This window comes from Bradyrhizobium sp. NC92 (assembly GCF_025200865.1).
GTDB lineage: Bacteria > Pseudomonadota > Alphaproteobacteria > Rhizobiales > Xanthobacteraceae > Bradyrhizobium.
Genome location: NZ_CP104171.1, coordinates 6,263,732 through 6,288,410 on the forward strand (window position 1 = coordinate 6,263,732; position 24,679 = coordinate 6,288,410).

The following is a 24,679-nucleotide window of genomic DNA, read 5'->3' on the forward strand; positions in this document are numbered from 1 at the left end:
GGCGGGGACTCCTGCTCACCCGTCAGGCGCGGTACTATTGCGGCTTGGCGAGTCGGATCGGCAGGGTCCGGCTTCGGGGATGCAACAGGACCACCATGGCGACCGATCATATCCGATACGATGTGCTGGCCCGCGACGCGCTGCGCGGCGTGCTGCGGAAGGTGCTGACCGATGCCGCGGCCCATGGCCTGCCGGGCGAGCACCATTTCTTCATCACCTTCGTGTCCAAGGCCGAGGGCGTGAAGCTGTCGCCGCGGCTGCTCGCGCAATATCCGGAGGAGATGACGATCATCCTCCAGCACCAGTTCTGGGACCTGACCGTGCTCGAGGACCGCTTCGAGGTCGGCCTGTCCTTTGGCGGCATTCCGGAGCGGCTGGTGGTGCCGTTCAGTGCGATCAAGAGCTTCCTTGATCCGTCCGTGAAGTTCGGCCTCCAATTCGACACCTCCGACGTCGCCGAGGTCGCGCCGGACAATCTGCCGGCAGCGCCTGCGCCATCGGCCGTATCGGTCCCGGCACCTGCCGCGGAGAAGGCGGAAGCTGCCGATGAGCCAACCCCGCCGAGCCAGGGCGGCGCCGAGGTCGTGCGGCTCGATCGTTTCCGCAAGAAATGATCTAGGTTGGCCGCGACGCCATCGCGCCCGCCCCAACTGCCTATATAGAGAAGCACATGAAGAGGCCGTGCGGCGTTTCGCGCGGCAGAATGGATGTGCTCATGGCCAAAGCTTCCCGCTCGAACACCGCCCGCCCGGCGACCCGCACCGAGACCGATAGTTTCGGTCCCATCGAGGTGCCCGCCGATCGCTATTGGGGGGCGCAGACCGAGCGGTCGCGCCAGAATTTCCGCATCGGCACCGACCGCATGCCGATCTCGCTCGTGCATGCCCTCGGCATGGTCAAGCTCGCCGCCGCGCAGTCCAATCTCGAACTCGGACTGCTCGATCAGCGCCGCGCCAATGCCATCGTCCGCGCCGCGCGCGAGGTGATCGAGGGCAAGCTGGACGATCATTTCCCGCTTGTCGTGTGGCAGACCGGCTCGGGCACGCAGAGCAACATGAACCTCAACGAGGTCATCGCCAACCGCGCCAACGAGCTGCTCGGCGGCGAACTCGGCGCCAAGAAGCCGGTGCATCCCAACGATCACGTCAACATGAGCCAGTCGTCGAACGATTCCTTCCCGACCGCGATGCACATCGCGGCGGCAAGCCGCATCAATGTCGATCTCGTCCCTGCCCTCGCCGAGTTGCTGCGCGTGCTGCGCAAGAAAGAGAAGGAGTTTTCGAAGATCGTGAAGATCGGCCGTACCCATACCCAGGATGCGACGCCGCTGACGCTCGGTCAGGAATTCTCCGGCTATGCAGCGCAGGTCGAAAGCGGCATCGCCCGGCTCAAGGTCGCGGTGAAGGACCTCTATCCGCTGGCGCAGGGCGGCACCGCCGTCGGCACCGGCCTCAACTCGAAGCCGCGCTTTGCAAAACTGTTCGCAAAGCATGTCGCCGGGATCACCAAGCTGCCCTTCACCAGCGCCGCCAACAAATTCGAGGCGCTGGCCTCGAACGACGCCTATGTGCTGGCGCACGGTGCCATCAATTCGGTCGCGACCGGCCTGTTCAAGATCGCCAACGACATCCGACTGCTCGGCTCCGGACCGCGCTCGGGCCTCGGCGAATTGATCCTGCCGGAGAACGAGCCCGGCTCCTCGATCATGCCGGGGAAGGTCAACCCGACCCAGTGCGAGGCGATGACCATGGTGTGCTGCCAGGTGTTCGGCAATCACACCGCGATCACGGTCGCCGGCAGCCAGGGCCATTTCGAGCTCAACGTCTACAAGCCGGTGCTGGCCTACAACATGCTGCACTCGATCCGCCTGATGGCGGATGCCGCGGGCTGCTTCACCGAGCATTGCGTCAGCGGCATCCGCGCCGACGAGAAGCGCATCAAGGAGCTGATGGAGCGCTCGCTGATGCTGGTGACGGCGCTGGCCCCGAAGATCGGCTACGACAACGCCGCCAAGGTGGCCAAGACGGCGCATGCCAACGGCACCACGCTGAAGGAGGAGGCGCTGCGGCTCGGCTTCGTCTCGGCCGAGGAGTTCGACCGCCTGGTGCGCCCCGAGAAGATGACCAGCCCGGGATAAAATTCCGAATTCCGATAGCCATCCGTAATGATACGGACGCTCGGCGCCCAAAAATATGCGGTTTTGGGGGCAGGATTTGATTACCGTCAATGTTGCGGCGGGGCGGCGTGTTACGCAGCCCTGCTGCCCTCGACGGGGCGAAGCATCCTTTGATGGCCCCAAGGGCCGATTGACGAGGACGAGCGAATGGCGATCAAGTCTTTTGGGGCGCAATGCGGCGCCCTGTTTCTGAATGTTCCATCCTGCCTGAAGAGGATCGGATGATGGAGACGCGGCATGGGGAACGTCATCAACCTGAATCGTTTCAGGAAGCGCGTCGAGCGGGAAGCCTCGGCGAAGCAGGCGGACGCCAACCGGGCGAAATTCGGGCGCACGAAGGCGGAACGGTCGTCCGAGGCGAAGCAGGCGGACCAGGCCAAGGAGCACCTGGACCAGCACCGGATCGATCGCGAGGAGCAGCCATGAAGTCGCCGGTCGTGAAACGGTCGATCGTCGTCGCCGGCCACAAGACCAGCGTCAGCCTGGAAGAGGCGTTCTGGAACGGCATGAAAGAGATCTCCGGCCTGCGCAACATGACGTTGTCCGAGCTGGTCGGCGAGATCGACAACAACCGCCAGCAGGGCAATCTGTCGTCGGCGATCCGTCTCTTCGTCCTGGACTACTTCAAGAGCCGCGCCATGGCCGCCCAGCCGGACAAGGTCCCGGCCCAGTAGCCGTCGGGGGCGCCCGCGACGGCGCCCCGGCCGCCGCACTTTAAAATCGCTCTAAGGTGCAGCTTCAGCGGGCGACCGCGCTTGACCTCAATGCCCGGCGTTGAAAATACAGGGCATGACCGACACCACTGATACGCGTTCGCACATGCCGCTGGGTCTGGCCCAGCGCGGCTATACCGGCGTCATCCAGCACCTCGCCGCCAAGCAGGCGGACTCGGCACTTTCGGACGTCGAGCTCGAGAGCCGCCTGATCGAGCTCGGCTTCGTCGAGGGCGCCCGGGTCGAGATCCTGCATGAGGGGCTGGTCGGGCGCGACCCGATCGCGGTACGGGTCGACAGCATCACGATCGCAGTCCGCCGTCGCGAAGCCATGGCCATCATCGTCGCCTGACGCGCGACCGGAATTTTGCCCCCAGGCCCTTGATCCCATGGAAGCACCCCTGCTGCATCTCGCCCTGGTCGGCACGCCCAACAGCGGCAAGACCTCGCTGTTCAACGCGCTGACCGGCAGCCGGCAGAAGGTCGCGAACTATCCCGGCGTCACGGTCGAGCGCAAGGAAGGCTTCTTCGTCACCCCGCTCGGCCGCCAGGTCTCCGTGGTCGACCTGCCCGGCACCTATTCGCTGCGCGGCCGCAGCCCGGACGAAGAGATCACCCGCGACTTCGTGCTCGGCAAGGCCTCCGGCGAGACCCTGCCCGATCTCGTGCTGTGCGTGGCCGATTCCACCAATCTGCGCCTGACCATCCGCCTGCTGCTGGAGCTGAAGCGCACCGGGCGGCCGATGATCCTCGTGCTCAACATGTTCGACATCGCAAGCCGCCGCGGCATCAATGTCGACGTCGAGCGGCTCGTTAAGGAGCTCGGCGTGCCCGTGGTCACCTCGATCGCGGTGCGCAAGGGCGGCACGGCCGACCTGCTCAAGCTGACCGACGAGATCTCGGTCAAGCTTGCCGCCGAGCCGCAGGACAACATCTGGCGCGCGCTCAGCGTCAGCGAATTGCGCGCGACCCAGCGCGAGGCCGACCGCATCATCGCCGACTGCGTCAGCCTGCCTGCTCGCCCCGACACCTGGACCGCACGGATCGACGCCGTCGTGCTGCATCCGGTCGGCGGGCTGATCGTGCTCGCGCTGATCCTGTTCGTGATGTTCCAGGCGGTGTTCGCCTGGGCGCAGCCGGCGATGGAGCTGCTGAAGTCCGGCTTCGACTCGCTCGGGGAGCTGGTGCAGGCCACGCTGCCCGACGGCTTGCTGCAAAGCTTCCTGCAGAACGGCGTGATCTCCGGCGTCGGCAGCGTCATCGTGTTCCTGCCGCAGATCATCCTCATCTTCCTGTTCATCCTGCTCCTGGAAGATTTCGGCTACATGGCGCGCGCGGCGTTCCTGATGGACCGCATCATGGGCGGCGCCGGGCTGCACGGCCGCGCCTTCATTCCGCTCCTGTCGAGCTTTGCCTGCGCCATTCCCGGCATCATGGCGACGCGCGTCATCGACAACAAGCGCGACCGGCTGACCACGATCCTGATCGCGCCGCTGATGACCTGCTCGGCGCGCATTCCGGTCTACACGCTGATCATCTCCGCCTTCATTCCGGCCAAGGACGTCTGGGGCTTCATCAATCTGCAGGGCCTCGTGATGTTCGGCCTCTATGCCGCCGGCATCATCAGCGCGCTCGTCGTCTCGTTCCTGATCAAGTTCTTCATGCTGCGCGACTTTGCGCCGGCGCCCTTCATGTTGGAGCTGCCGGACTACAAGATGCCGCGGTTGAAATCGATCGTGATCGGCATCTACACCCGCGCCAAGATGTTCTTGCAGCGCGCCGGCACCACGATCTTCTCGATGATGGTGCTGATCTGGTTCCTGGCCTCGTTCCCGCAGCCGCCCGCGGGCGCGACCGGGCCGGCCATCGACTTCAGCCTCGCTGCGATGATCGGCAAGGCGCTCGCGCCCCTGCTCGCCCCCGTCGGCTTCAACTGGCAGATCGCGGTTGCCCTGATCCCGGGCATGGCGGCGCGCGAGGTCGCGGTCGCGGCGCTCGGCACCGTCTATGCGATCGAGGGCGGCAAGGAAGCGGCCGAGCAGATCGGCCAGGTGCTGGCGACGAAATGGTCGCTCGCGACCGCGCTGTCGATGCTGGCCTGGTACATCTTCGCCCCGCAATGCGCCTCCACGCTCGCCGTGATCCGGCGCGAGACCGGAAGCTGGGCCTGGATGGGGGTCACCTTCGCCTACATGCTGGTGCTGGCCTATGCGGCGAGCCTCGTGACGTACAACGTCGCGGTCGCGCTGGGCGCGGGCTAGCCGCTTCCAAAGCAAAAGTACGAAAACAACCCCATGCACAGTAGACGGGGGTCGTGAAATCAACGGGTTACGCGCAAGGCAACAAACCACCCGCCTCGTCCGTTGACCCGTCGGGCAAAACAGGGGCATGATGTCATGATCAGCCCGTAGCGATAGCAGCATGAGCGACACGCCACCCAATCGGCGATCTGTCTCCGTGGACCATTTCAGCACCGACCGCCTGACCGCCGAGCGGTTGCGCGAGGATCACCTCGCCGACCTCGTCGCGCTGCATCGCGATGCCGAGGTCTCCCGTTTTCTCGGCGGGGTGCGGACGCCCGAGGTCGCGAGCGCCTATCTTGCGACCAATATGGCCCATTGGGACCAGCACGGCTTCGGGCTCTGGACACTGCGAAGGAAAGACGGGGCCTTTGCCGGACGGGCCGGCATCCGGCACATTCTCGTGGACGATGTCGACGAGATCGAGATCGCCTACGCATTCAAGCGCGAATTCTGGGGCCAGGGATTTGCAAGCGAGATCGCGACCGCGCTGACGGACATCGGACTATTACAGCTTGCGCTGCCCTCCCTCATCGGCATCGTCTATATCGGCAACGCTGCATCCCGCCGTGTGTTGGAGAAATCGAACTATCTGCTCGAGCGAAGCGCGAACCGTCACGGCAACGACGTCGTGATCTACCGCATCCGACGGTGAATTCCAGAACGAGACCGGGTGGAGGTGGATCGCTTGTGTTCATTTTTGAACCGACACGATCCGGTGGTCGTCCCAGTCTCCAGCCGTCGAGGTGGCGAATACGCCAATTCACTTGATGCATCTGAGCGGCAACGAAGCGGCCGCGCTATCGTCCGGGGGAGTTTCGGCGCGGGAACTCAATCCTTGCCTGAGAGTTCCTAAGACGGACCTTTTTAGCCAAACCCGGCTCCTTGCGCACGCTCGGAGCGCATGGAGAGCTTTCGGAACACACGTAAGGGGGGTTCATGACCGTTCAATCCGCGGCTGTTCCAGGCTGCGACCCGAAGGACTCGCCGAGAATTTCGACCGGCAGCGACGGTCTGGATGACATCCTGGGCGGCGGGCTCGATGCCAACCGGATGTACCTTTATGAAGGCCGGCCGGGCACTGGCAAGACCACGATTGCGCTCCAATTCCTTCTCCGCGGCGTGCGGGACGGCGAACGTGTTCTCTACATTTCTCTCTCCGAGACCAAACGCGAGCTCACTGTGGTGGCGCAGCGGCACGGCTGGTCACTGGACGGCGTCGACATCTTCGAGCTGGTGCCGCCGGAAACGACGCTCGATCCCGAGCGCGAGCTGACGGTTTTTCATCCCGCCGAGATGGAGCTGAGCGAGACCACGGGTCTGATCTTCAAGGAGGTCGAACGGATCAATCCCAGCCGCGTGGTGCTCGACAGCCTGTCGGAATTGCGGCTGCTGGCGCAGAACCCGCTCCGCTACAGGCGTCAGGTTCTGGCCCTGAAGCACTTCTTCACCAATCGCAACTGCACGGTCGTGCTGCTCGACGATCTTTCATCGTCTCAGGACGATCTGCAGCTGCATTCGATCGCGCATGGCGTGGTGATGCTCGAGCAGCTGGCCATCGACTACGGTGCCGAGCGGCGGCGGCTTCGCGTGATCAAGATGCGCGGCATCCGTTTTCGCGGCGGCTACCACGATTTCACAATAGAAACAGGAGGCTTGCGGATATTCCCACGTCTGGTCGCGGCCGAGCACCACAAGACGTTTATCGGCGAGTTCACGCCCAGCGGCAACGCCGAACTGGATCAGTTGTTGGGAGGCGGTCTCGAGCGCGGCACCAACGCGCTTCTGATCGGAGCCGCCGGCGTCGGCAAGTCGTCCGTTGCGCTCACCTTTGCGATTTCAGCAGCGGCACGCGGCGAGCACGCCGTGTTCTTCGCCTTCGATGAAGGTCGCGGCACGGTGGAGGCGCGCGCCCGAACGCTCGGCCTCGCCCTCGACGACCATCTCGATGCCGGCCGCATCCGCTTCCAGCAGATCGATCCAGCCGAGCTCTCACCCGGTGAATTCGCGGCCAACGTGCGCAGGAGCGTCGAACGAGACAACGCCCGCATCATCGTCATCGACAGCTTGAACGGCTACCTCAATGCAATGCCGGACGAGCGGTTTCTCATTCTGCAGATGCACGAGCTGCTGAGCTTCCTGGCGCAGCAAGGAGTTCTCACCATCCTGATCCTGGCTCAGCACGGGCTCGTTGGGCCAACAGACACCAACCTCGATATCAGCTATCTCAGCGATGCGGTCCTCATGTTGCGCTATTTCGAGGTCGGCGGAACGGTGCGGCGCGCCTTATCCGTCGTGAAGAAGCGCAGCGGCAACCACGAGCACACGATCCGCGAATTTCGGCTCACCAGCGCCGGTATCAAGCTCGGTCCTCCACTGAGGGATTTCAGCGGCATTTTTTCCGGCACCCCGCATTATAGCGGCCCGGCGATGGCGGAAGGCACGGCTGAATGACTGTCGGGCGAGATCACCACGTTCTCGTCTTCGCCCCGATCGGCCGCGACGGCCCAGCCGCTGCGGAGCTCTTCCGTGGCTCCGGCCTTGAAGCCGTCAACTGCCGCGATCTGGAAGAGCTCGTCACCGAGATGAGCGCCGGCGTGGGCGCCGTTTTCGTCGCCGAGGAAGGTCTGTTCGGGAAGGACACGGCGCCGCTCGCGAAGTGGATCGCGGGCCAACCGCCATGGTCCGACCTTCCTTTTGTCGTCCTCACCAGCCACCGGGAGCAGCCTGCGGTGGTCGCCTGGCGACGCAGCATTGTCGAGCTTCTCCGCAACGTTTCGCTGCTCGAACGCCCGGTTCAGCCGATCACTCTGACCAGCACCATCCAATCCGCACTGCGGGCACGCGGGCGTCAATACGAGATCCGGGCGCTGCTCGAGGCGCGCGAGCAGACCGCGCAGGAGCTCGAAAAGCTGGTGATCGAGCGGACCAAAGCGCTGGAGGAGGCCAACAAGCAGCTTCGCCTCGAAATTGAAGAGCGCGCACGCGTGGAGGAAACGCTGCGCCAAGCCCAGAAGATCGAAGCCATCGGCCAGCTCACCGGCGGCGTGGCGCACGACTTCAACAATCTCCTGATGGTGATTTCCGGCGGCCTCGACATGCTCGAACGCCAGACTGATCCGGTCCGCCGTCGGCGCCTGATGGACGGGATGATCCAGGCGGCGCAGCGCGGGGCGAGCCTGACCAAGCAACTTCTGGCATTCTCCCGGCGGCAGAAGCTCCGACCGGAGCCCGTCGACGTCGCCGCGCAGATCGGCGGCATGCGAGAACTGCTCGATCGCAGCCTGAGGGGTGACGTCCATGTCGAATTCGACTTTCCGGAGCAGCTCTGGCCGGTGGAGGTCGATCCCGGAGAGCTCGAGCTCGTCATTCTCAACCTGGCCGTCAATGCCCGCGACGCCATGCCCAATGGCGGTACCATCATCGTGCGCGGCGAAAATCTACCCGGCCTGAACGATGGGGAGATTTGCGGCGACTATGTTCGCTTGTCCATGGTCGACACCGGTGTCGGCATGCCCGCGGAAATCATGTCGCGGGTTTTCGAGCCGTTCTTCACGACCAAGGACATCGGCAAGGGGTCGGGACTGGGGCTCGCACAGGTCCATGGATTTGCAACGCAGTCGCGGGGCACGGTGCGAATTCGATCGGAGGTCGGCCGCGGCACGAGCATCGAGCTGTATTTGCCGCGATCCTTCGAGACTCCTTCCGGCGAGCGACACCTCATCGACCTCACCCGGGTGCGCCCGAAGAAGAGCAATCAGGGGCAGATCCTGCTGGTGGAGGACGATAACGAGGTTGCCGCGCTGGTCAGCGAGATGCTCGGCCAGCTCGGTTACGACGTCACCCGCGCCTCCAGCGCCGCGGCAGCGCTTGGTGCCCTGGCGGACGGCCGTCCCATCGATCTGATCTTCTCCGACATCATGATGCCGGGCGGCATGAACGGGGTCGAGCTTGCGCGCGAGATCAGGAAGAGACGAAGCGACATACCGATATTGCTGACCAGCGGATACGCCGAAGCCTCGGTCCATGAAGCGGAGACCGCGGGCATTGCAATATTAGCCAAACCCTATCACATCGACGAGCTCGCGGCAGCCTTGTCCGCGGCGAAGTCAAGTCTTCGGCGCGATGCAGGCGCCAAACGATCGAACTCCTGCTGAGAGTGATCCTGGATTTCGCTGCGCTCTGTCCAGGCCACTCGGTGATCTCAGGAGCCTTACCGGAAATACCCCAGCACGAGATCGACGTCCGCGCTGCGGGCCACGGTGCCGTTCAGCTCGGCGTCGATGACGCGGCGGCAGGCGTCGACCGCGGCGTGGTCGCCGAGATCGTTGGCGGCTTCGAGCACGAGCCAGGCGGCGTCCACCGAGGCCTTGTCCGGAGCCGCGCCGCCGAGATCGGCGCTGGCGGCATTGGCCGGATTCTTCTTGCGAACGGCGGTGCCGAATTGAGGCAACATTGCAGATACTCCCCTGTCCTCAGTGGACCTGTCAGTGAACCTGAAGCTCGGGCTGACGGCCCGCATCGGCACCCGCGCCGGTCTTGCGCGACTGATAGAACTTCAGAATGCTGCGCGAGGTCTCGATCTTGAGCCGGCCGTACTCGCGCTCGTTGTCCTGGAGCTCGCGCGCCGTGATCAGATGATCCTTGGCGCCGAGGAACAGCAGCGACATCGTCGTGTCCCAGGAGAAGTCGAGGGCCTTGCACAGCACCAGGATCATCTCGCGGTTGCGGTCCATCAAGGCGCGCTCGATCACGTCGACCGGCAGCGCCGACAGCAGCGACAGGCCGATCTGCACCTCGTCGAAGCGGTGCTGGCGGGCATAGTTCGAGATCGAATCCTGGTTGAGATTGCCCTGACGATACTGCGTCGTGACCACGCGCTTGGCGACGAAATAGCTGCGCGAGGACGGGCCGAACTTGGACTGGAGATCGCCGGTGACCTCGGTCACCGAGCTCTGGATCTGCGACATCATCTCGGGCCGCTCGACCTCGAGGCGGCGGCGGACGTCTTCGGAGGCCTTCGCGATCAGCTGCTGGAAGATGTGGCGCGGCACGTCCTTGCGCAGGCCGAGCTGCTCGGCAAGGATCGAATCGCCCTCGGCGCGGCGGACCATGTGCAGCAGGCCCGAGCCGGAGAAGCGCGCGCCCTCGTTCTTGGCGACCGAGGTCACGACCTCCTGGTTGCCGCGCTTGACCAGCACGTCGGTCACGGCTTCGCCAATCGACTGGCGCTGGGAGATCGCCAGCAGATGCGCCTGGCCCTTGGTCATGGCGCTCTCGACCAGCATCTTCTCGTCGATGCGATTGGAATCGCGCAGCACGGGACCGGCGACCGCGATCTCGTCGTCGAGGGCGAGCTTTTCGATGACGTTGAGCGGGGCGTGATCGCAGGCCGACATCACTTCGGAGAGCTGCGCGCGCGCAGCCACCTCGATCTCGTCGGCGAGCCGGCCGATCACCTCGCCGAACATGCTGATCTCGTCGTCGCTGTAGCGGCCGGTGATCAGGATGTCGGTCGCATGCCACAATGCGCGCGCCCGGCTTTCGTCGGTGCCGCGCGCGATCGCGTCGTCCAGATCCTGCAGAAGCGATTTCGCCCCGTTCATCTCGATAACCCCAGTTCTTGGCAGCCCTTTGGCGAGCCGTCCCGCCGCTCGCGGCGCGACGCCGAATTCCTCTGGGAACCAACGCTAGAGATGAAACGCGAGAATTCAGTAAAACCAGCAAATCAGTTTTGCCGACGAGAATTCGTTCAAATGCGAGGGAATGGGTTAAGAGGCGGGGAAGATGCTGTGCAGGAGGTGCGCTCCCTCTCCCGCTTGAGAGGGTTGGGGAGAGGGTGTTGGGACTTTCCCCTAGAGGAGAAAGCCCTCACCCGCGCCTTCGGCGCGACGTCTCCCGCAAGCGGGAGAGGTGAGCGAGCCCGCGGCCCAATTCGCGCAAACCAATCTGCTCAAGGATTTTGCGGGGTCAGCACCAGCGGCGGCTTCGGCCTGGGCTTGGCGGGCGGCGGGCCCGGGGCCGGCTTTACGTCGATCGGCGGCGGGAGCGGTGCGAGTTGCTGGCTGGCAAGCGGCGGGCTCGGCGCGGCGGGCGCCGCCTGCGGAGCCTTCGGGGTCGGCGCCACCTTGGGCTTTGCCGGCGCGCGGCGCGGATCCTGGCCCGGCAACGGCACATTGGCCGGCGCCTGCTCGGGCGCTATCTCCGGAGACACCAGTGTCGGCAGCGCAGCGGTGGCCGGCGGCGGCTCGCCGCGCTCGATGGCGTCGAGCCGCCGCGTCTCACGATCGATCGTGCGCACAGCAAGCCACGACGACAGCGGCGCGAGGTCGATGGTGCGGCTCAGCCTGTCGGGCGGGCCTGCCGCGAACAGCTGGATCTCCGGCGGAGCGCCGGAGAGCCCGGTCATGATCGGCGTCAGGCTGGCGCGAATGTCGGCCTGATCAGCGGGAATGTCGTAGCCGCCGGAGACGATGGCGCGGGCATTCTTCGCTTCCAGCGGCGTTGCGCCAACCCGCAGGCGGCCGTCGCGGATCGTGAACGGAATCTGCGCCGAGGGCACGGCAATGCGCCCCGCCGACAGCGCGGGCTCGACGAGCTGCCGCAGCCGGTTGTCGTCGTTGACCTGACCGCCGTCGCTGGCGCGGATGGCGATCTCGAACGCACGCGGATTGAGGCCGGCGATCTCCGCGGATTCGAGCGTCACCGTGCCGTTGCCGGCGAGCGCACCGGTGAGGGCCACGACGCTGCGGCCCTGGCTGGTCAGCGCCATCTGCACCGAGGCGCGCCCCTTGGGCAGCGCGAGGTCGCGATAGCGCAGCGCCGACGCATCGACATTGCTGAGCTCGATGCGCGCGTTCAGCGCAAGACCAGCCGCGCCATTGCGCGCGTCGAGGCTTGCTGACATTTCGCCGCCGCCGACGCCGCCCTTGAGCGCATCGAGTGCGAACGACTGGCCGTCGCTCCGGATCACGCCGCCGAAGGGGCGCAGCTCGATGCCGCCGGGCAACGTTCCGCGCAAGGCCTGGAAGGCGATGCGGCCGCGCCAGCCGCTGACCAGTCCGGCGCTGAGCGGGTCGCCGGACTCATGACCGGCCGCGCCGACCGCGACGGCGAGCGCCGGCACCAGATCGAGCGCGTCGAGCCCGACCTCGCCGTCGACGGTCTTGTCCTGATCGAGCGTCACCGCAACATGGCCGCGCAGATGCGAGCCCGCGGCATTGCCGTCGAGATCGCCGAAGGTCAGGCGATTGCCGGAGAGCGTGAGGCGGGAGGACAGGCTGACATTCTGCGCCGACTTGTCGGCCGGTCTGGTCCCGAGCAGCGGCGCCAGATTGGCGTTGCGCACGCGCAGGTTCACGCTCGCCTTCGTGTCGAAAGATTTGGGATCGAACAATTTGGGTTCGAACGATTTGGGCTCGGACGGTTTGGGCTCGGACAATTCGATGCTGCCTTGCGCGTCCGCATCGAGCCCGCCGCCGCTGAGCTTTGCGTTCAATTGCAAGGGACGGCGCCAGGCCCCGCTCAAGCGGCCTTCGAATTGCGTGGCGCCCCCGCCCGGGGCCACGATGCGGTCGAGCCCGAACAGGGCCAACAGGGTGCCGGCCTGCGGCGCCGCGACTTTCGCCTCCAGCGTGAAGTCGCTGTTGCGCAGGCGTTCGAGGTCGATGCCGCCGATGGCGGCCGCCGGGGTCTGCGCGGCCAGGGTCGCCGTGGTCTTGAGCTGCGGTGCGTCGAGGTCGAGCACGACGCGGGCATTGCTGCGATCGGCCTGCTCGGCGTTCTTGTCGAGGCTGAGATCGAGCTTGAGACGGGTCGCGCCGGGCAAAAACGGAAGCGCATCGAGGCGCGCGCGCATCGCGGGCGCGAACGGCTCGATCAGCCCGGTGAGCTCGCGCAGCGAATTGGCCGAGGATTTCAGCGCGAGCTTGCCGGTGGCCTTGGCGCGGTCGAAGCTGCCGCTGGCCTCCGTGGTCACGCCGCCGGCCTGGCCGAAACGCAGCTGCTCCAGCGACAGCGACGCCGGGCTGTAGGCGAGCCTGGCTGCGAACGGCCGCAGCTCCTGGCCGGCCGAGATGGCGCGGCCGATATCGAGCGCGAGCTTTGCCTCCTCCGGCCATTCGCCTTGCGGCCCCGCCAGCGCGCGCACGAAGCTCGCGGCGGCATCGAGGTCGAGCCGATCGGCCCTGAGGTCCGCATCGATCCGCGAGCCCTTGCTTGGGCCGGTTTGCACGAAGGCGATGCGGCCTTCGACGGCGCCGCCGTCGATGTCGGCCTTCAGCCTGTCGATGGCGAGATGATTGGCGGCGATGGTGACGTCGCCGGATAGGCGCAGCGGCCGCGTGCTGCGGCGGTTGATCTCGCTGCGGCCCTGCAACCAGCCCACCAGCGTGTCGGGATCCGAGGACTCGACGCTGAGCCGGCCGCTGAAACTGTCGGCGCCGGGAGCCGCGCCATTGAGCGAGAGCTGCGTCATGCCGGGCGCGCGCAGCTCGAGCCGCCGAAAGGTCCAGGACCTGCCGTCGGTCGCAAGCTCGGCCGCGATGTTCTGGAGCGGACGGCTACCGAGCATGATCTGATCGGCATTGAACTCGATCTGTGCCGGGATCGGCACCTGCGGGATCGCCGCCAGCCCTGCGCGCAGTGCCGGCAGGACGCGCTGCGGATCGGCATCGTCCCTGGCGGTCAGCTTGTCGGCATCGACCTGCCGCGCCGACAGCACCGCGCGCAGCAAGGGCGAGGCGCCAAACCTGATATCGCCGACGCCGCCGAGCTTCAGCGCGGTGTCCTCCGCGCCGAAGCTCGCATCGATCTGCTCGAATTTCGCGCCGGCCGGATCGGCCTTGAGCCTGGTCGCGAGCTTCCAGGGTGTCGGCCCCGCCTCGCCCGCCTTCTTAACCGCGGGCACGGCGAGCGTCAGCGCGCCCTCGAATTTCGGCTGGCGATTGTCGAAGGCGAGCACGCCTTCGAGATCGGCGAGGATGGCGCGCTCGCCGGGATCGATGTTGAGGTGGAGACGGGTCGCGCTGCCGTCGGCGCTGGGGCCGGAGGAGACGCGGAACGGGTAGCGCACGCCGCGCGCGCTGAAGCTGCCGTCGCCCCGCACCGACCCTGCGAGCGAGCGCACGTCGCCGGAGAAGGCGATGTCGTTCAATTCCAGCGTCGAGCGGCTGGCGGCGTCGTGAAGAGCGATGCGGCCGGTGAGGTTCAGCCGCTCGATGGCGAGGGACGCCAGGTTGAAGGTGCCGCTCGCGGTCGACGGCAGATCGACCCGCCCGCGTGCGTCCAGGCCGAGATCGACTGCCATGCCGCCGACCGTGAGCTCGGTGGCGCGCCATTCGCCGCGCATCAGGGAGCCGAGGCTGAACTCGACGTCGAGCTTGTCGGCGCGCAGGCGGCCGAGATCGTTGTTGCCGCCGAAGGTGACGGCGCGCAGCCGCAGCGTCGGCGCCGGCAGCAGCCGTGCGTCGAGCTCGCCCGCCACCCGCACCGGTACGCCGATGATCTTGCCGGCCTCCGCCTCGAACTGGGGCCTGAACTGGTTCCAGTCGATGTAGTAAGGCCCGATCAGCGCGGCCAGCAGCGCAATGATGAAGGCAATCGCCAATCCGAGCAGCGTCGTCTGCACGGGTCTCCCCTCGGCCAAACCGGCCCGGGCCGAAGCTGAGGGCCTCAGGCGCGCCGGAACAGCCCCTTATATAGGGGGAAGTATGGCGAAGTCACAGCGACTGTTGCGCGCGGAGGTTAACGCGCGTGCCCTCACCAGCTCGCCGGCAGCCGCTTCAGCCCGCGCAGCACGAAGGTCGGCCGCCATTCCGGGGTCTCGACATCGTCGATGCGCAAATCCGGCAGCCGCCGGAGCAGCGTGGCAATGGCGATCTCGGCCTCGATGCGCGCCAATTGGGCCCCCAGGCAGAAATGGATGCCGCCGCCGAACGACAGCGGCTTGACGTTTGCCCGGGTGACGTCCAGCCGGTCAGGCCGATCCGGGTAGATCGCGGGATCGCGGTTGGCCGAGCCGAGCAGGCACAGCACGGTCTCACCCTTGGGGATCTTCACGCCGCCGAGGTCCTCGATCTCCTCCAGCGTGACGCGGCCGGTCATCTGCACCGAAGAATCATAGCGCAGGAACTCCTCGATCGCGTTCGTCATCAGCTCCGGCCGCGCTTTCAGGAGCGCAAGCTGATCCGGATTGCGGTGGAGCGCGAGCAGGCCGTTGCCGATCAGGTTGACGGTGGTCTCGTGGCCGGCCACGAACAGCAACATGATATTCGCGATCAATTCCTCGTTGGTGAGCTTGTTGCCGTCCTCCTCGGCCAGCACGAGCTGGGTCGTGAGGTCGTCTCCCGGATTGCGGCGACGCAGTTCGAACAACTGCTGGAAATACATCTGCGCCATCAGGTTGCGTGCGTTGCCCTGCTTGATCTCGTCCGGCGTCATGGGGACAGGATCCAAGATGCGCACGCCATCGCTCGACCCCTTGTGGAACGCCTCGCGGTGCTCTTCCGGGATACCAAGCATATCGCAGATGATCGTGACCGGCAGACGGAACGCGAAATCCGCGATCAGGTCCATCTGACCGCGCTCGATCACGGCATCGATGGCATGATCAACGATCTCCTGGATTCGCGGACGCATGTCCTCCACGCGCCGTGCGGTGAAGGCCTTGACCACGAGCCCGCGCAAACGGGTGTGATCCGGCGGGTCGGCCTGCAGCATCGTGTGGCCCAAATTCCGAAAGACCGGCTCGTCCATGATCCTGTCGCTGTAGCGGCGCCTGGAGCGCTCGACGAAATCCTTGCCGAAGCGCTTGTCACGCAGCACGACACTGACCTCGGCGTGGCGGCTGGCGACGTACTGGCCAAACGGCGTCAGGTGGATCGGATCGAGCGTGCGCAGCCGTTCATAATGCGGATAGGGGTCGCGGATGAAATCCGGCGAGAGCGGGTTGAACAGCGGTCCGCCAGCGGGTTGCACTTGCTCGTTCATGGTGACCTCGGATCGGTTGCCGCATGACACGCATACGCAAGGCTGCCCCATCGCCCGGCGTAACCATCCCTGTAAATTATCAACTCGATACATTGTTGTATCGAGTTGCATTCTGCCCTAAGCTGCGCCGATGTCAAGGGTGAGAACCAGGCCGACCAGAGACGACACGCGCGACAGGCTGTTCGAGGCGGCGGCGCGCGTGTTCGAGGAGGACGGCATCGGCGGCGCCAGCATCGAGGCGATCGCGGCGGCGGCGGGCTTCACCCGCGGCGCGTTCTATTCGAACTTTGCGAGCAAGGACGAATTGATCATCGCCATGCTCGAGGACCATGTCGCGCAGTCGATCCGGCGCAACATGGACATCCTGGCGCAGCACGACAATCTCGACGATTTCATCGCGGCGCTGAAGACGATGGACCGCAGCCGGCAGGATCCGCTCGGCCGCTCGCCCCTGCTCCACATGGAGATGATCCTGTTCGTCGCGCGCGCCGAGAAGCGCCGGCCGGAACTTGCCAAACGCCTGCGCGCGCGGCGCAAGCTGGTCGCCGACATCATCGAAGCGACGCTGAAGAGCGACGGACGCAACCACAATCTGGGTCCGCCCTGGATGGCCGCGATCGTGCTCGCGCTGGAAGACGGCTTTCGCCTGCACCGCCTGATCGATCCCGAGACGACACCGGCCGACAGTTTCCTGCGCGCGCTCACGGATCTCAGGCGCAGGACGGGATTGGCTTCAGTCTAGCGGATGCCTGCAGCGGGCGACGCAGCCGCGCCGCTGTCTCTGGCATCGAGAGCGGTTGCCGCTCGTTCACGGCGCCACGTTCCCGGGCTGATGCCGACGAGCGAAGAGAACACGCGGGTGAAGTGGCTCTGATTGGCGAAGCCGGCCGATACCGCGATCTCCGCCAGCGACAGGTCGCGTACCGTCATCAACTGCTTGGCCGTGTCCACGCGCTGGCGCAGCAGCCATTGGTGCGGCGGCAGGCCGGTGGAGACGCGAAAGGCGCGCGAAAAATGGCTGACGGAGAGATCGAACTCGGCGGCAATCTGCTCCAGCGAGAGCTTGCCGCGGAGATCTGACTCCAGCCTTTCGCAAGCCCGCTTCACCTGCCACGGAGCAAGGCCGCCGCGCACCGGCTCGGCGCGCCGCAACCCGCTATAGGTCGCCACGACATGGGCCGTGAGCGCGAGCATCATGTGGTCGACGAAGAGCTGGTTGGCCTCGTCAGGCCGCCGCAACGCCGCCAGGAGCGACGCGCCGAGATGGCGAATGGTCGGATCGTCGTGGCCGATGCCGGGCTGATAGGCGAGCTCACCGATCGGCCCCGCGCCGCTCTGCCTCGCCATGTCGTCCAACGCCGAACGGGGCAGATGGAAGAACAGGGAATGGAAGGGCTTGTCGATGACGTAACGCGGGTCGCGCTTCAGGTCGTACAGATAAGTGGCGCCGGCGCGGATGTCGTTCTTGATCACGCATCGGCCGCGCTCCCAGCACTCGCAATCGACGAAATCGCGGAGCTTGACGCTGACGAGATAGGCGTCTTCCGCAGGCAACGATTCGGAAAGCCGCGTCACGGGATGGTCGTCCCGGGTTTCGGTGACCGCGAGCTCGGCGCTGCGCAGCGAACGCGTCACCAGCGTCGGCGGCGCATCCTTCAAATGCAGGAATCGTTCGAGCTTCTGCGCGAGGGCGCCGTGTGCCATGGGATCAATCTCGGATGTGAGGAGACTGGGAGCTGAGCGCCGCCGCCAGATCACGCCCAATTATCCGACATCGGCAAGCGACGGTCCAGACTCGCACATGGCAATGGCGGCCGCGCGACTCCCCGCCGCCGTTGTCGTCGCAAGACGTTTTCACGAGAGATCTCAACGGATTCCAATGGCGCTGGCGCGCTGTCGTTCGACGTCTGCCCAGCTCGCCCCCGCCCCATCTCGCGCGCTTGTGACAACGCGCGCAGGCCCATCGAGGCCATCACGACAGCCGGCAACGCTCAGTCGATCACCTGCGCCTGCGCCGCCTTGCGCTGTCTCGCCCCCTGCTCGGCGGCAGCTCCTCCTTACTTCTTCTTCGCAGATCCGAAATCCGGTTGCCAGGCGGCGTCCTTGCGGGACGGGGCCGCGGCAATGACCTTGGCCTTTTCCTTCTTCGGCTTCTTGGCTTCGCGGTTGCCACGTTGCTGGCCCTTTGCCATGTCGCTCTCCCTTGCTGGTTTGAGTTCGTCGAATTCATTGGGCTGCAGGACACGGCCGCGCGGGGTGCAGACCCTGACGTCCATGTAGCCCTCGCGCAGCAGCTTCTCCGCGAGACGCAGCGCGACCGTCGCAGTTCCGCGGCCGAGATTTGAGCTACCGTATTCGTTCGTGCCGCTGACCAGATACGGCACGCGTATTGTCCTAGCCATTGAGGACCGCAGCGGCGCACACGAGAAGCAGAAGAAACAGCGGAACGATCACCGGCGGCACGATCCATTCCGAGATGCGTACACGCGACATCGAACGCTCCTGCGAAGCCTTCGGCGGGAGCACACGTGACCCTCAGTCACCGGTCGATGCCGTTGAGAAGCGCGGTGATGACGGCGACCCTACGCCCGTGCCGAACCAATAGCGAGCGTTAAGTGCGTCGCGGACTGCCGTCGCTCCGTGACATTGATCGCTGGCCGGTGCGCAGACGATAGTGCTGGCTATTGCCGCGGCAAAGGCGCATGCTCGCAAGCAGCCGGCACCGGTTGGGGCTTCACTTGCGAAAGGCAGGCTGCATGACCATCCGCTCGCGGCGAGAGACCGTCATATTCAGGCATCCGTTCCAGATCCGCGGCATCGAGCGCATCTTGCCGGCGGGCGCCTATGAGGTTGTCACGGACGAGGAGACGATCGACGGCTTGACCTTCGCCGCCTATCGCCGGATTGCCACGATGATCACCGTGCCCGCCGAGGGTGCGCGCGGTACCATGGAAAGACTGTCGATCGGCTCCGTCGATCTTGCGAATGCGCAAGCTGCGGACGCGAGCAATGACCAATGACTGACCAGCCTGTCGACCTCGATAAGCACCGTGGCATGGCCGCGCAGAAGGCCACCGACCTGCGCCGCGCGCTAGCCGAGGTGGAGGCCCATGTCAGAGAGCTGCGCGAGCGCGAGGCCGATCTCGAGCACCGCATGATGACCGTGCCGGCCGCATCCTGGCCGGAGGCCGCGGTGAAGGCGCGCCATCTGCTCAACCTCTATGCTGCAAGCCTGCCTGCCGAGGACACGCGCCACCGTGCGCTCGTGTCGGCGCTGTTCGACGATTTCGCAAGGCTGTCCGGGGACGGCTGAGCCGAGCGACGGCTGCCTGCATTCTACGCGCATGCTGGCGCCAACGCGCCAGGAAACCGACGTGCAATGGAGTAAGCCATGACACTGACCAGCGGCCGCTTCATCGGCCATGAATACGACCGGATGATCGTACGGTTCTCGATGCATGACGGCGCCCGGGAGATTCCTTGCGCGATCTCGACCTCGGCGATGGACGATCTCGAGCAGGGCCCGCAAGTCAGGCCCGAGCAACGGGAAGCCCAATTCGCCCGTCTACGGGATCGCATCGAAGCGTGCGCCGCGAGCAAGTATCGCGCCACAGAATTCGAAGGCACCCCGCCGGGCATCGTGCTGCGAGGCATCGATTTCAGGCGATAGGATCTCAGCCACGAGCAAGACAGCGTGCGACGCTTGGTCGGGCTTTTCTACGGCGTCACGGCTGACGCAGCATGGCGTGAAATCCGGAAAGCAGGTCGTCGCTACTCCGGCCTTGCCTTGATCTCCGGCAAGGGCGGCTTGCGCTCGAAAGGTTTCTTCTTCGGTGGCGCGGGCAGCAACCCTTCCCTGATCGCCTGCTTGCGAGCGAGCTTGCGGGCGCGGCGAATGGCCTCGGACTTCTCGCGGGTCTTTCTCTCGGACGGTTTTTCGTAGGACCGTCGCTGCTTCATTTCCCGAAAGACGCCCTCGCGCTGCATCTTCTTCTTGAGAACGCGGAGCGCCTGCTCAACATTGTTGTCTCTGACGAGTACGTGCAATTGATCCTCCTGGCTCGGGCTGCGAATGCGATACGTCCTGCAGGGCAGCCAATTGCGCAGGAGCTTCATTGCGATGTGTGAGGATAGTGGCGCGACATTCGTCGCGGCTTCGGACGAGCCCGATCTGCATGTCACAGCGAGCGGCTTGGTGGTGTCACCTGACCACCGTCGTGCTGCGCTGTCAATCGATAACCCCCTGCTCGCAGATCGACGGACAGACGCAAACCGCCGTGATCGGAACAGAAGAACCACCGCTGGCTCGAGATCGTTGCTCCGTTTCACGGATGTACTGGAACGGTTGCTTTGCCCGCTCAATCCCTGGATTGAGCGGGTTTAGTCCTTGCGGATCCGGTGAACGATGAGCAGCAAGAAGCCGAACGCTTCACTGCAGCTTTGCCCGCCGCCGCCAGGTCCAGCCGCCCCAGCATCGCCCTCGCCTGCTCGGCGCAATGCTCGATCAGCCAGCGTTCGAAGGCGACCGGCGGCAGCGGGGGAGCGTAGAGGAAGCCCTGGACGATGTCGCAGCCGAGCGCGGCCAGCGTGTTGCGCTGCCCCTCGGTCTCGACGCCCTCGGCGACCACGCTCATGCCGAGGCCCTGGCCGACGCGCACGACGGCGGTGGCGATCGCGAGCGCGCCCGCGTCACGCTCGATGTCGCGCATAAAACTGCGGTCGATCTTGAGCTCGCGGATCGGCAGATGCGCGAGTCGGCTGAGGCTGGAATAGCCGGTGCCGAAATCGTCCACCGAGAGGCCGACGCCGAGCTCGCGGATCGCGTTCATCGTCTCCAGCGCTGCGGCGCCGTCCTGCATGAACGTGCCTTCGGTGATCTCCAGCATCAGCGCGTCCGGCGGCAGTTCGTGCTCGGCCAGGATGTCCTTGAGCCGCGCGGCCAGCGTGACGTTGCGGAAATTGATCGGCGACAGGTTGACCGAGACGCAGGGGATGTTGAGCCCGGCGCGGCGCCAGCTCGCCATCTGGCGGCAGGCCTCGCGCACGGACCACAGCCCGATCTGCTCGATCAGCCCGCATTCTTCGGCGAGCGGGATGAACTTTGCCGGCGAGACGTCGCCGAGCACGGCATCGCGCCATCGCGCGAGCGCCTCGACGCCGTGGATCGCGCCGTCGCAGCTGCGGATCTGCGGCTGGTAGCTGAGGCTCAGCGCGCCTTCCGCGACGGCGCGGCGCAGCGCCGCGATCAGCGCCAGCCGCTGCTCGGCGAGCACGCTCATCTCGGCACTGAAGATGCGATGCGTCGAGCGTCCGGCCTGCTTGGCCATGTACATGGCGGCATCCGCCTGCTGCATCAATGTGTCGATGTCGGTGGCGTGATCGGGATAGAGGCTGATGCCGATGCTGGCGGACATCGGCATCAGCTTCGATCCGAGCCGCAGCGGCCGCGCCAGCGCCTCGGAGATGTCAGCCGCGACGCGCTCGGCAGCCTCGGCGTTACGTTGCGGCAGCAGGATGACGAACTCGTCGCCGCCGAGCCGCCCCAGCATGTCGCCGGGGCCGATATGCTCGCGCAGGCGCTGCGCGAGCTGGACCAGGAGCTCGTCGCCGGCGGCGTGACCCAGCGTATCGTTGACGTCCTTGAAATGATCGACGTCGAGGAAGGCCAGCGCGACATGGCTGCCGGTCGGGCAGGCATCGATCGCCGTGGTGATCAGGTGCCGCAGCTGGGCGCGGTTCGGCAGGCCGGTGAGGATGTCGTGATAGGCGAGCCGCGCGATCTCGGCGCGCGCCTCCTTGCGCTCGATCGCGAAGGCGCCGAGATCGACGCAAGCCTCGACGATGCGTCGGTGCCAGTTGCTCGGCGCGCGCGGCTCACGATAGTAGAAGGCGAAGGTGGCGATGACGCGCCCGTCCTTGGCCTTGACCGGGGTCGACCAGCAGGCGCGCAGGCCGATCGCGAGCGGCATCGCCTTGTAGGGCTGCCAGCGCGGGTCGGTGTCGAGATCCTCGGCCAGAACCGGCACGCCATGGAAGGCCGCGCTGCCGCAGGAGCCGACATTGGGACCGATCGCAACGCCGTCCAGCGCGCGGGAATAGTCCTCAGGCAGGCTGGGGCCACCGAGCGGATGAACCAGGCCGGCGGCGTCGATGTGAAGCAGCGAAGAGACGACGTCGGGTGCGATCTCCTCGACGCGGCGGCACAGCCGGTCGGCGATCTCGCCGATCGGTACCTCGTCGGCGAGCGCGCCCATGATGAGCTGCTGAAGCGAGCGCAGCTGCTTGGTCTCGGTGATGTCCTCGAGCAGCGCGAAGATGTGCTTGACCCGGCCCTTGCCGTCGCGAAAGGCATCGATCCGGGCGCAGACCCAGATCTCCTCGCCGTTCCGGTCGTAGACGAGCACCTCGGCCTCGCCGCGAGGCCCGCCGCGCTTCAGGCGCTTGACGAGCCTGGCGACCACCCTGCGATCGGTGTGGCGGCCGGCGATGAGCTCGCCAGCGCGGCGGCCCTCCGCCTCGGCGTTGGTGTAGCCGAACAGCGCCGTGAACGCCGAGTTGACATAGACGATGTTCTGCTCCACGTCGGTGATGATCACCGCCCGGTTGGTCTGGTCCGAGACGGCATTGAGCAGACCGATCCTGACGCGGCGCTCGGCATCGAGAGTGACGTCGCGCGCGAACACGATGTGATGGGTCGTCCCGCCGATCATCGCCGAGGACACCGACACCATCATCCTGATGCGGCTGCCATCGCGACGCACGAGGCTGATCTCGTCGCGGAAATCGGCGGCCGTGCCGATCCAGAGGCAATCGAGGTTGAGGACGGCGGCATCCCGGCCGAGCACCTCGGTGGCGGCAAGCTTCCAGATTCGCTCCGCGGCGGAATTGAAGTGCGTGATGCGATGCGCGTCATCGACGATGACGACGGCATCTTCAGCACGTTCGAGGACTGCGCGCAGCACGTCCGGCATTTCGGTCAGAAGACAATCGGAGGCGGACATCGTCAAACCCGGAAGGCGTCGGGAAGGAGCGGCAATCCGCCGAGGCTAGCGCTCCGATGGTGTCCAAGATGTTTTTTTGCGCTCCGGTCGCGTTGCAGCAAGACGTGACATGCTTAACGCTCGGCGAAAACGCTGCAGATATCTTGATGTGTACGGAACCTATCGGGAATCCGTTTTGAGCTTGTGCAGCCGGCCGGCGACCGCCCGCACCTTCCCAGGCGCCGCCCGCCAGATCGCGAGAGCCGACATTCCACTCACGACCATCGCGACGGCGAAAGCCAGCGTGTAGTCGCCGGCGCGATCGTAGAGCAAGCCGGTCACCCACGGTCCGGCCGCACCGCCCGCCAGCGCCGCGAGCATGATCGTGCCGAAGATGCTGCCCTGATGCCTGCCCTGGAAGATCTCGAACACCACCGCGCCCATGATCGAAGTGAGGCCGTAGCCCAGCGCGCCTTGCGTGAACACCATCAGATAAACCAGCCAGAGTGAAGCTTGATATCTCAGCGCGATCAGCGCGGCGAAGCAGACGACGAAACCCGCACAGCTGATTGCCCACACCCACTCCCGGCCGATGCGGTCGGAGACATGCCCCAGCACGATCTGGCCGGGAATGCCGAGCAGGCTGACCATGCCGAGTGCCCACACCGCAACGCTGGAGCTGAAGCCGACGTCGAGCAGGAATTTGGTCTGGTGCACCTGCACCGCGTACCAGATGTACAGGCCGCAGAAATAGCCGAGCGCGATCCACCAGAACCGCGCGGTCGCGACGGCGCGCTGCAGCGTCCAGTCGGTGTTGACCCAGACGGGATCGACCACGTTGGAGACCGGCCTTGCCGCGCCTGCGGCCGGGGCGGCATCGCCATCCGGCTGGAGCCCGATGTCCTCGGGGCGCTTGTGCAGCAGCAGGTTGATCGGCGCCAGCGCGATCAGGACGAGCAGGCCCATCGCGGTGCAGGCGGTGCGCCAGCCGGTCTGCTCGATCATGTGCTGCACCCATGGCAGCAGCGTCACCGAGCCGATACCGACGCCGGCGAAGGCGATGCCGATGGCGAAGCCGCGCTTGCGGATGAACCAGTTCGGCAGGAACAGCGATTGGCCGGAATAGCCGAGACAGACGCTGCCGGCGCCGACCATGACGCCGATGGTGACATAGAGGTGCCAGGGCGCGCTGGTCAGCGGCGCCAGCAGCAGGCCGCCGCCCATCAGCACGACCCCGAGCTCCATCACCGCGCGCGGGCCGGCGCGATCCATCAGGCGGCCGATCAGCGGGCTGACCGCGCCCGACACCACGAAGCCGAACGAGAAGGCGCCCGCGGTGACGCCGCGCTCCCAGCCGAACTCGGCGATGATGGGTGGAAAGAACAGCGAAAAGGCGGTGCGCGCGTTGACGCCGATCGCCATGGTGACGAAGGTCACGGCGACCACGACCCAGCCGTAGAAGAAAGGAAGCCGCATGTTGTGTGCTTGTTTCATCCCTGGACGGTTCTTCGGACCATCCGG

Annotated in this window: 22 protein-coding genes; 13 read left to right on the plus strand and 9 right to left on the minus strand. The window is 65.8% G+C overall.

Annotated elements, in window-relative coordinates:
- Positions 1–95 precede the first annotated feature (95 nt).
- The 9 genes from N2602_RS29520 (at position 96) to N2602_RS29560 (ending at position 9,346) form a co-directional block, all read left to right on the plus strand.
- On the plus strand, positions 96–614 hold the full coding sequence (locus tag N2602_RS29520) for an SspB family protein (RefSeq protein ID WP_172787448.1): 519 nt from the start codon (positions 96–98) through the stop codon (positions 612–614).
- A gap of 89 nt (positions 615–703) precedes the next feature.
- Complete coding sequence (gene fumC / locus N2602_RS29525; RefSeq protein ID WP_260383731.1) at positions 704–2,137, plus strand: class II fumarate hydratase; 1,434 nt, start codon at positions 704–706, stop codon at positions 2,135–2,137.
- Positions 2,138–2,413: 276 nt separating this feature from the next.
- Positions 2,414–2,602 carry a DUF4169 family protein gene (locus N2602_RS29530; RefSeq protein WP_025038042.1) on the plus strand — a complete coding sequence of 63 codons (189 nt, stop codon included), beginning with the start codon at positions 2,414–2,416 and terminating at the stop codon, positions 2,600–2,602.
- Positions 2,599–2,850 carry a ribbon-helix-helix domain-containing protein gene (locus tag N2602_RS29535; protein WP_025038043.1) on the plus strand — a complete coding sequence of 84 codons (252 nt, stop codon included), beginning with the start codon at positions 2,599–2,601 and terminating at the stop codon, positions 2,848–2,850. The genes N2602_RS29530 and N2602_RS29535 overlap by 4 nt, the downstream gene beginning before the upstream one ends.
- A 115-nt stretch (positions 2,851–2,965) precedes the next feature.
- Positions 2,966–3,241 carry a FeoA family protein gene (locus N2602_RS29540; protein WP_212259137.1) on the plus strand — a complete coding sequence of 92 codons (276 nt, stop codon included), beginning with the start codon at positions 2,966–2,968 and terminating at the stop codon, positions 3,239–3,241.
- Positions 3,242–3,278: 37 nt separating this feature from the next.
- A complete protein-coding gene (locus tag N2602_RS29545) occupies positions 3,279–5,150 on the plus strand; it encodes a ferrous iron transporter B (RefSeq protein WP_260380259.1) in 1,872 nt (623 codons plus the stop codon).
- A gap of 196 nt (positions 5,151–5,346) precedes the next feature.
- Entirely contained in the window at positions 5,347–5,844 is a 498-nt protein-coding gene (locus N2602_RS29550) for a GNAT family N-acetyltransferase (protein ID WP_260383732.1), read from the plus strand.
- 284 nt (positions 5,845–6,128) lie between these two features.
- Entirely contained in the window at positions 6,129–7,643 is a 1,515-nt protein-coding gene (locus N2602_RS29555) for an ATPase domain-containing protein (RefSeq protein ID WP_260380260.1), read from the plus strand.
- Positions 7,640–9,346, plus strand: a complete 1,707-nt coding sequence (locus tag N2602_RS29560; RefSeq protein ID WP_260380261.1) for a response regulator — start codon at positions 7,640–7,642, stop codon at positions 9,344–9,346. Before N2602_RS29555 ends, N2602_RS29560 begins: the two co-directional genes overlap by 4 nt.
- Before the next feature lie 56 nt (positions 9,347–9,402).
- Here the strand turns inward: N2602_RS29560 and N2602_RS29565 are convergent, their stop codons facing one another.
- From N2602_RS29565 to N2602_RS29580, 4 genes are all read right to left on the minus strand, one after another.
- Positions 9,403–9,645, minus strand: a complete 243-nt coding sequence (locus N2602_RS29565) for a hypothetical protein (RefSeq protein ID WP_172787455.1) — start codon at positions 9,643–9,645, stop codon at positions 9,403–9,405.
- 31 nt (positions 9,646–9,676) lie between these two features.
- Positions 9,677–10,795, minus strand: coding sequence for a DUF2336 domain-containing protein (locus N2602_RS29570; RefSeq protein WP_172787456.1), 1,119 nt, complete (start codon positions 10,793–10,795; stop codon positions 9,677–9,679).
- A 347-nt stretch (positions 10,796–11,142) separates the two neighbouring features.
- Positions 11,143–14,817 carry an AsmA-like C-terminal region-containing protein gene (locus tag N2602_RS29575; RefSeq protein WP_260380262.1) on the minus strand — a complete coding sequence of 1,225 codons (3,675 nt, stop codon included), beginning with the start codon at positions 14,815–14,817 and terminating at the stop codon, positions 11,143–11,145.
- 131 nt (positions 14,818–14,948) lie between these two features.
- Positions 14,949–16,178: a cytochrome P450 gene (locus N2602_RS29580; RefSeq protein WP_260380263.1), complete on the minus strand. Its 1,230-nt coding sequence runs from the start codon at positions 16,176–16,178 to the stop codon at positions 14,949–14,951.
- A gap of 130 nt (positions 16,179–16,308) precedes the next feature.
- Between N2602_RS29580 and N2602_RS29585 the strand changes: the two genes are divergently transcribed.
- Positions 16,309–16,920, plus strand: a complete 612-nt coding sequence (locus tag N2602_RS29585) for a TetR/AcrR family transcriptional regulator (protein ID WP_260380264.1) — start codon at positions 16,309–16,311, stop codon at positions 16,918–16,920.
- Here the strand turns inward: N2602_RS29585 and N2602_RS29590 are convergent.
- Together N2602_RS29590 and N2602_RS29595 are read right to left on the minus strand one after the other, a co-directional pair.
- Positions 16,917–17,882 (minus strand): helix-turn-helix domain-containing protein, encoded by a 966-nt coding sequence (locus N2602_RS29590; RefSeq protein WP_260380265.1) that lies wholly within the window; start codon positions 17,880–17,882, stop codon positions 16,917–16,919. The two genes, N2602_RS29585 and N2602_RS29590, sit on opposite strands and share 4 nt — an antisense overlap.
- Before the next feature lie 353 nt (positions 17,883–18,235).
- Positions 18,236–18,562, minus strand: coding sequence for a hypothetical protein (locus N2602_RS29595; protein WP_175421736.1), 327 nt, complete (start codon positions 18,560–18,562; stop codon positions 18,236–18,238).
- 372 nt (positions 18,563–18,934) lie between these two features.
- Here N2602_RS29595 and N2602_RS29600 point away from each other — a divergent pair, with 372 nt between their 5' ends.
- The 3 genes from N2602_RS29600 (at position 18,935) to N2602_RS29610 (ending at position 19,848) form a co-directional block, all read left to right on the plus strand.
- Positions 18,935–19,198, plus strand: coding sequence for a hypothetical protein (locus tag N2602_RS29600; RefSeq protein WP_260380266.1), 264 nt, complete (start codon positions 18,935–18,937; stop codon positions 19,196–19,198).
- The gene (locus N2602_RS29605; protein ID WP_172787462.1) at positions 19,195–19,491 is read left to right on the plus strand and encodes a hypothetical protein; all 297 of its coding nucleotides are present in this window, start codon (positions 19,195–19,197) and stop codon (positions 19,489–19,491) included. Before N2602_RS29600 ends, N2602_RS29605 begins: the two co-directional genes overlap by 4 nt.
- Before the next feature lie 78 nt (positions 19,492–19,569).
- Positions 19,570–19,848 (plus strand): DUF1488 domain-containing protein, encoded by a 279-nt coding sequence (locus N2602_RS29610; protein ID WP_172787463.1) that lies wholly within the window; start codon positions 19,570–19,572, stop codon positions 19,846–19,848.
- 101 nt (positions 19,849–19,949) lie between these two features.
- Here N2602_RS29610 and rpsU read toward each other — a convergent pair whose 3' ends face one another.
- The 3 genes from rpsU to N2602_RS29625 form a co-directional block, all read right to left on the minus strand.
- The gene (gene rpsU / locus N2602_RS29615; protein ID WP_025038058.1) at positions 19,950–20,225 is read right to left on the minus strand and encodes a 30S ribosomal protein S21; all 276 of its coding nucleotides are present in this window, start codon (positions 20,223–20,225) and stop codon (positions 19,950–19,952) included.
- Positions 20,226–20,536: 311 nt separating this feature from the next.
- Positions 20,537–23,179: an EAL domain-containing protein gene (locus tag N2602_RS29620; protein ID WP_260380267.1), complete on the minus strand. Its 2,643-nt coding sequence runs from the start codon at positions 23,177–23,179 to the stop codon at positions 20,537–20,539.
- A 159-nt stretch (positions 23,180–23,338) separates the two neighbouring features.
- Complete coding sequence (locus N2602_RS29625) at positions 23,339–24,634, minus strand: MFS transporter (protein WP_260380268.1); 1,296 nt, start codon at positions 24,632–24,634, stop codon at positions 23,339–23,341.
- Positions 24,635–24,679 lie beyond the last annotated feature (45 nt).

Bases quoted from the DNA above. Each gene is read 5' to 3' on its own strand.
- N2602_RS29545 (WP_260380259.1), top strand. From the start codon at position 3,279: ATGGAAGCACCCCTGCTGCATCTCGCCCTGGTCGGCACGCCCAACAGC.
- N2602_RS29530 (WP_025038042.1), top strand. From the start codon at position 2,414: ATGGGGAACGTCATCAACCTGAATCGTTTCAGGAAGCGCGTCGAGCGG.
- N2602_RS29520 (WP_172787448.1), top strand. From the start codon at position 96: ATGGCGACCGATCATATCCGATACGATGTGCTGGCCCGCGACGCGCTG.
- fumC (WP_260383731.1), top strand. From the start codon at position 704: ATGGATGTGCTCATGGCCAAAGCTTCCCGCTCGAACACCGCCCGCCCG.
- N2602_RS29540 (WP_212259137.1), top strand. From the start codon at position 2,966: ATGACCGACACCACTGATACGCGTTCGCACATGCCGCTGGGTCTGGCC.
- N2602_RS29625 (WP_260380268.1), bottom strand. From the start codon at position 24,634: ATGCGGCTTCCTTTCTTCTACGGCTGGGTCGTGGTCGCCGTGACCTTC.
- N2602_RS29555 (WP_260380260.1), top strand. From the start codon at position 6,129: ATGACCGTTCAATCCGCGGCTGTTCCAGGCTGCGACCCGAAGGACTCG.
- N2602_RS29565 (WP_172787455.1), bottom strand. From the start codon at position 9,645: ATGTTGCCTCAATTCGGCACCGCCGTTCGCAAGAAGAATCCGGCCAAT.
- N2602_RS29580 (WP_260380263.1), bottom strand. From the start codon at position 16,178: ATGAACGAGCAAGTGCAACCCGCTGGCGGACCGCTGTTCAACCCGCTC.
- N2602_RS29610 (WP_172787463.1), top strand. From the start codon at position 19,570: ATGACACTGACCAGCGGCCGCTTCATCGGCCATGAATACGACCGGATG.
- N2602_RS29535 (WP_025038043.1), top strand. From the start codon at position 2,599: ATGAAGTCGCCGGTCGTGAAACGGTCGATCGTCGTCGCCGGCCACAAG.
- N2602_RS29570 (WP_172787456.1), bottom strand. From the start codon at position 10,795: ATGAACGGGGCGAAATCGCTTCTGCAGGATCTGGACGACGCGATCGCG.
- N2602_RS29605 (WP_172787462.1), top strand. From the start codon at position 19,195: ATGACTGACCAGCCTGTCGACCTCGATAAGCACCGTGGCATGGCCGCG.
- N2602_RS29620 (WP_260380267.1), bottom strand. From the start codon at position 23,179: ATGTCCGCCTCCGATTGTCTTCTGACCGAAATGCCGGACGTGCTGCGC.
- N2602_RS29585 (WP_260380264.1), top strand. From the start codon at position 16,309: ATGTCAAGGGTGAGAACCAGGCCGACCAGAGACGACACGCGCGACAGG.
- N2602_RS29600 (WP_260380266.1), top strand. From the start codon at position 18,935: ATGACCATCCGCTCGCGGCGAGAGACCGTCATATTCAGGCATCCGTTC.
- N2602_RS29560 (WP_260380261.1), top strand. From the start codon at position 7,640: ATGACTGTCGGGCGAGATCACCACGTTCTCGTCTTCGCCCCGATCGGC.
- N2602_RS29590 (WP_260380265.1), bottom strand. From the start codon at position 17,882: ATGGCACACGGCGCCCTCGCGCAGAAGCTCGAACGATTCCTGCATTTG.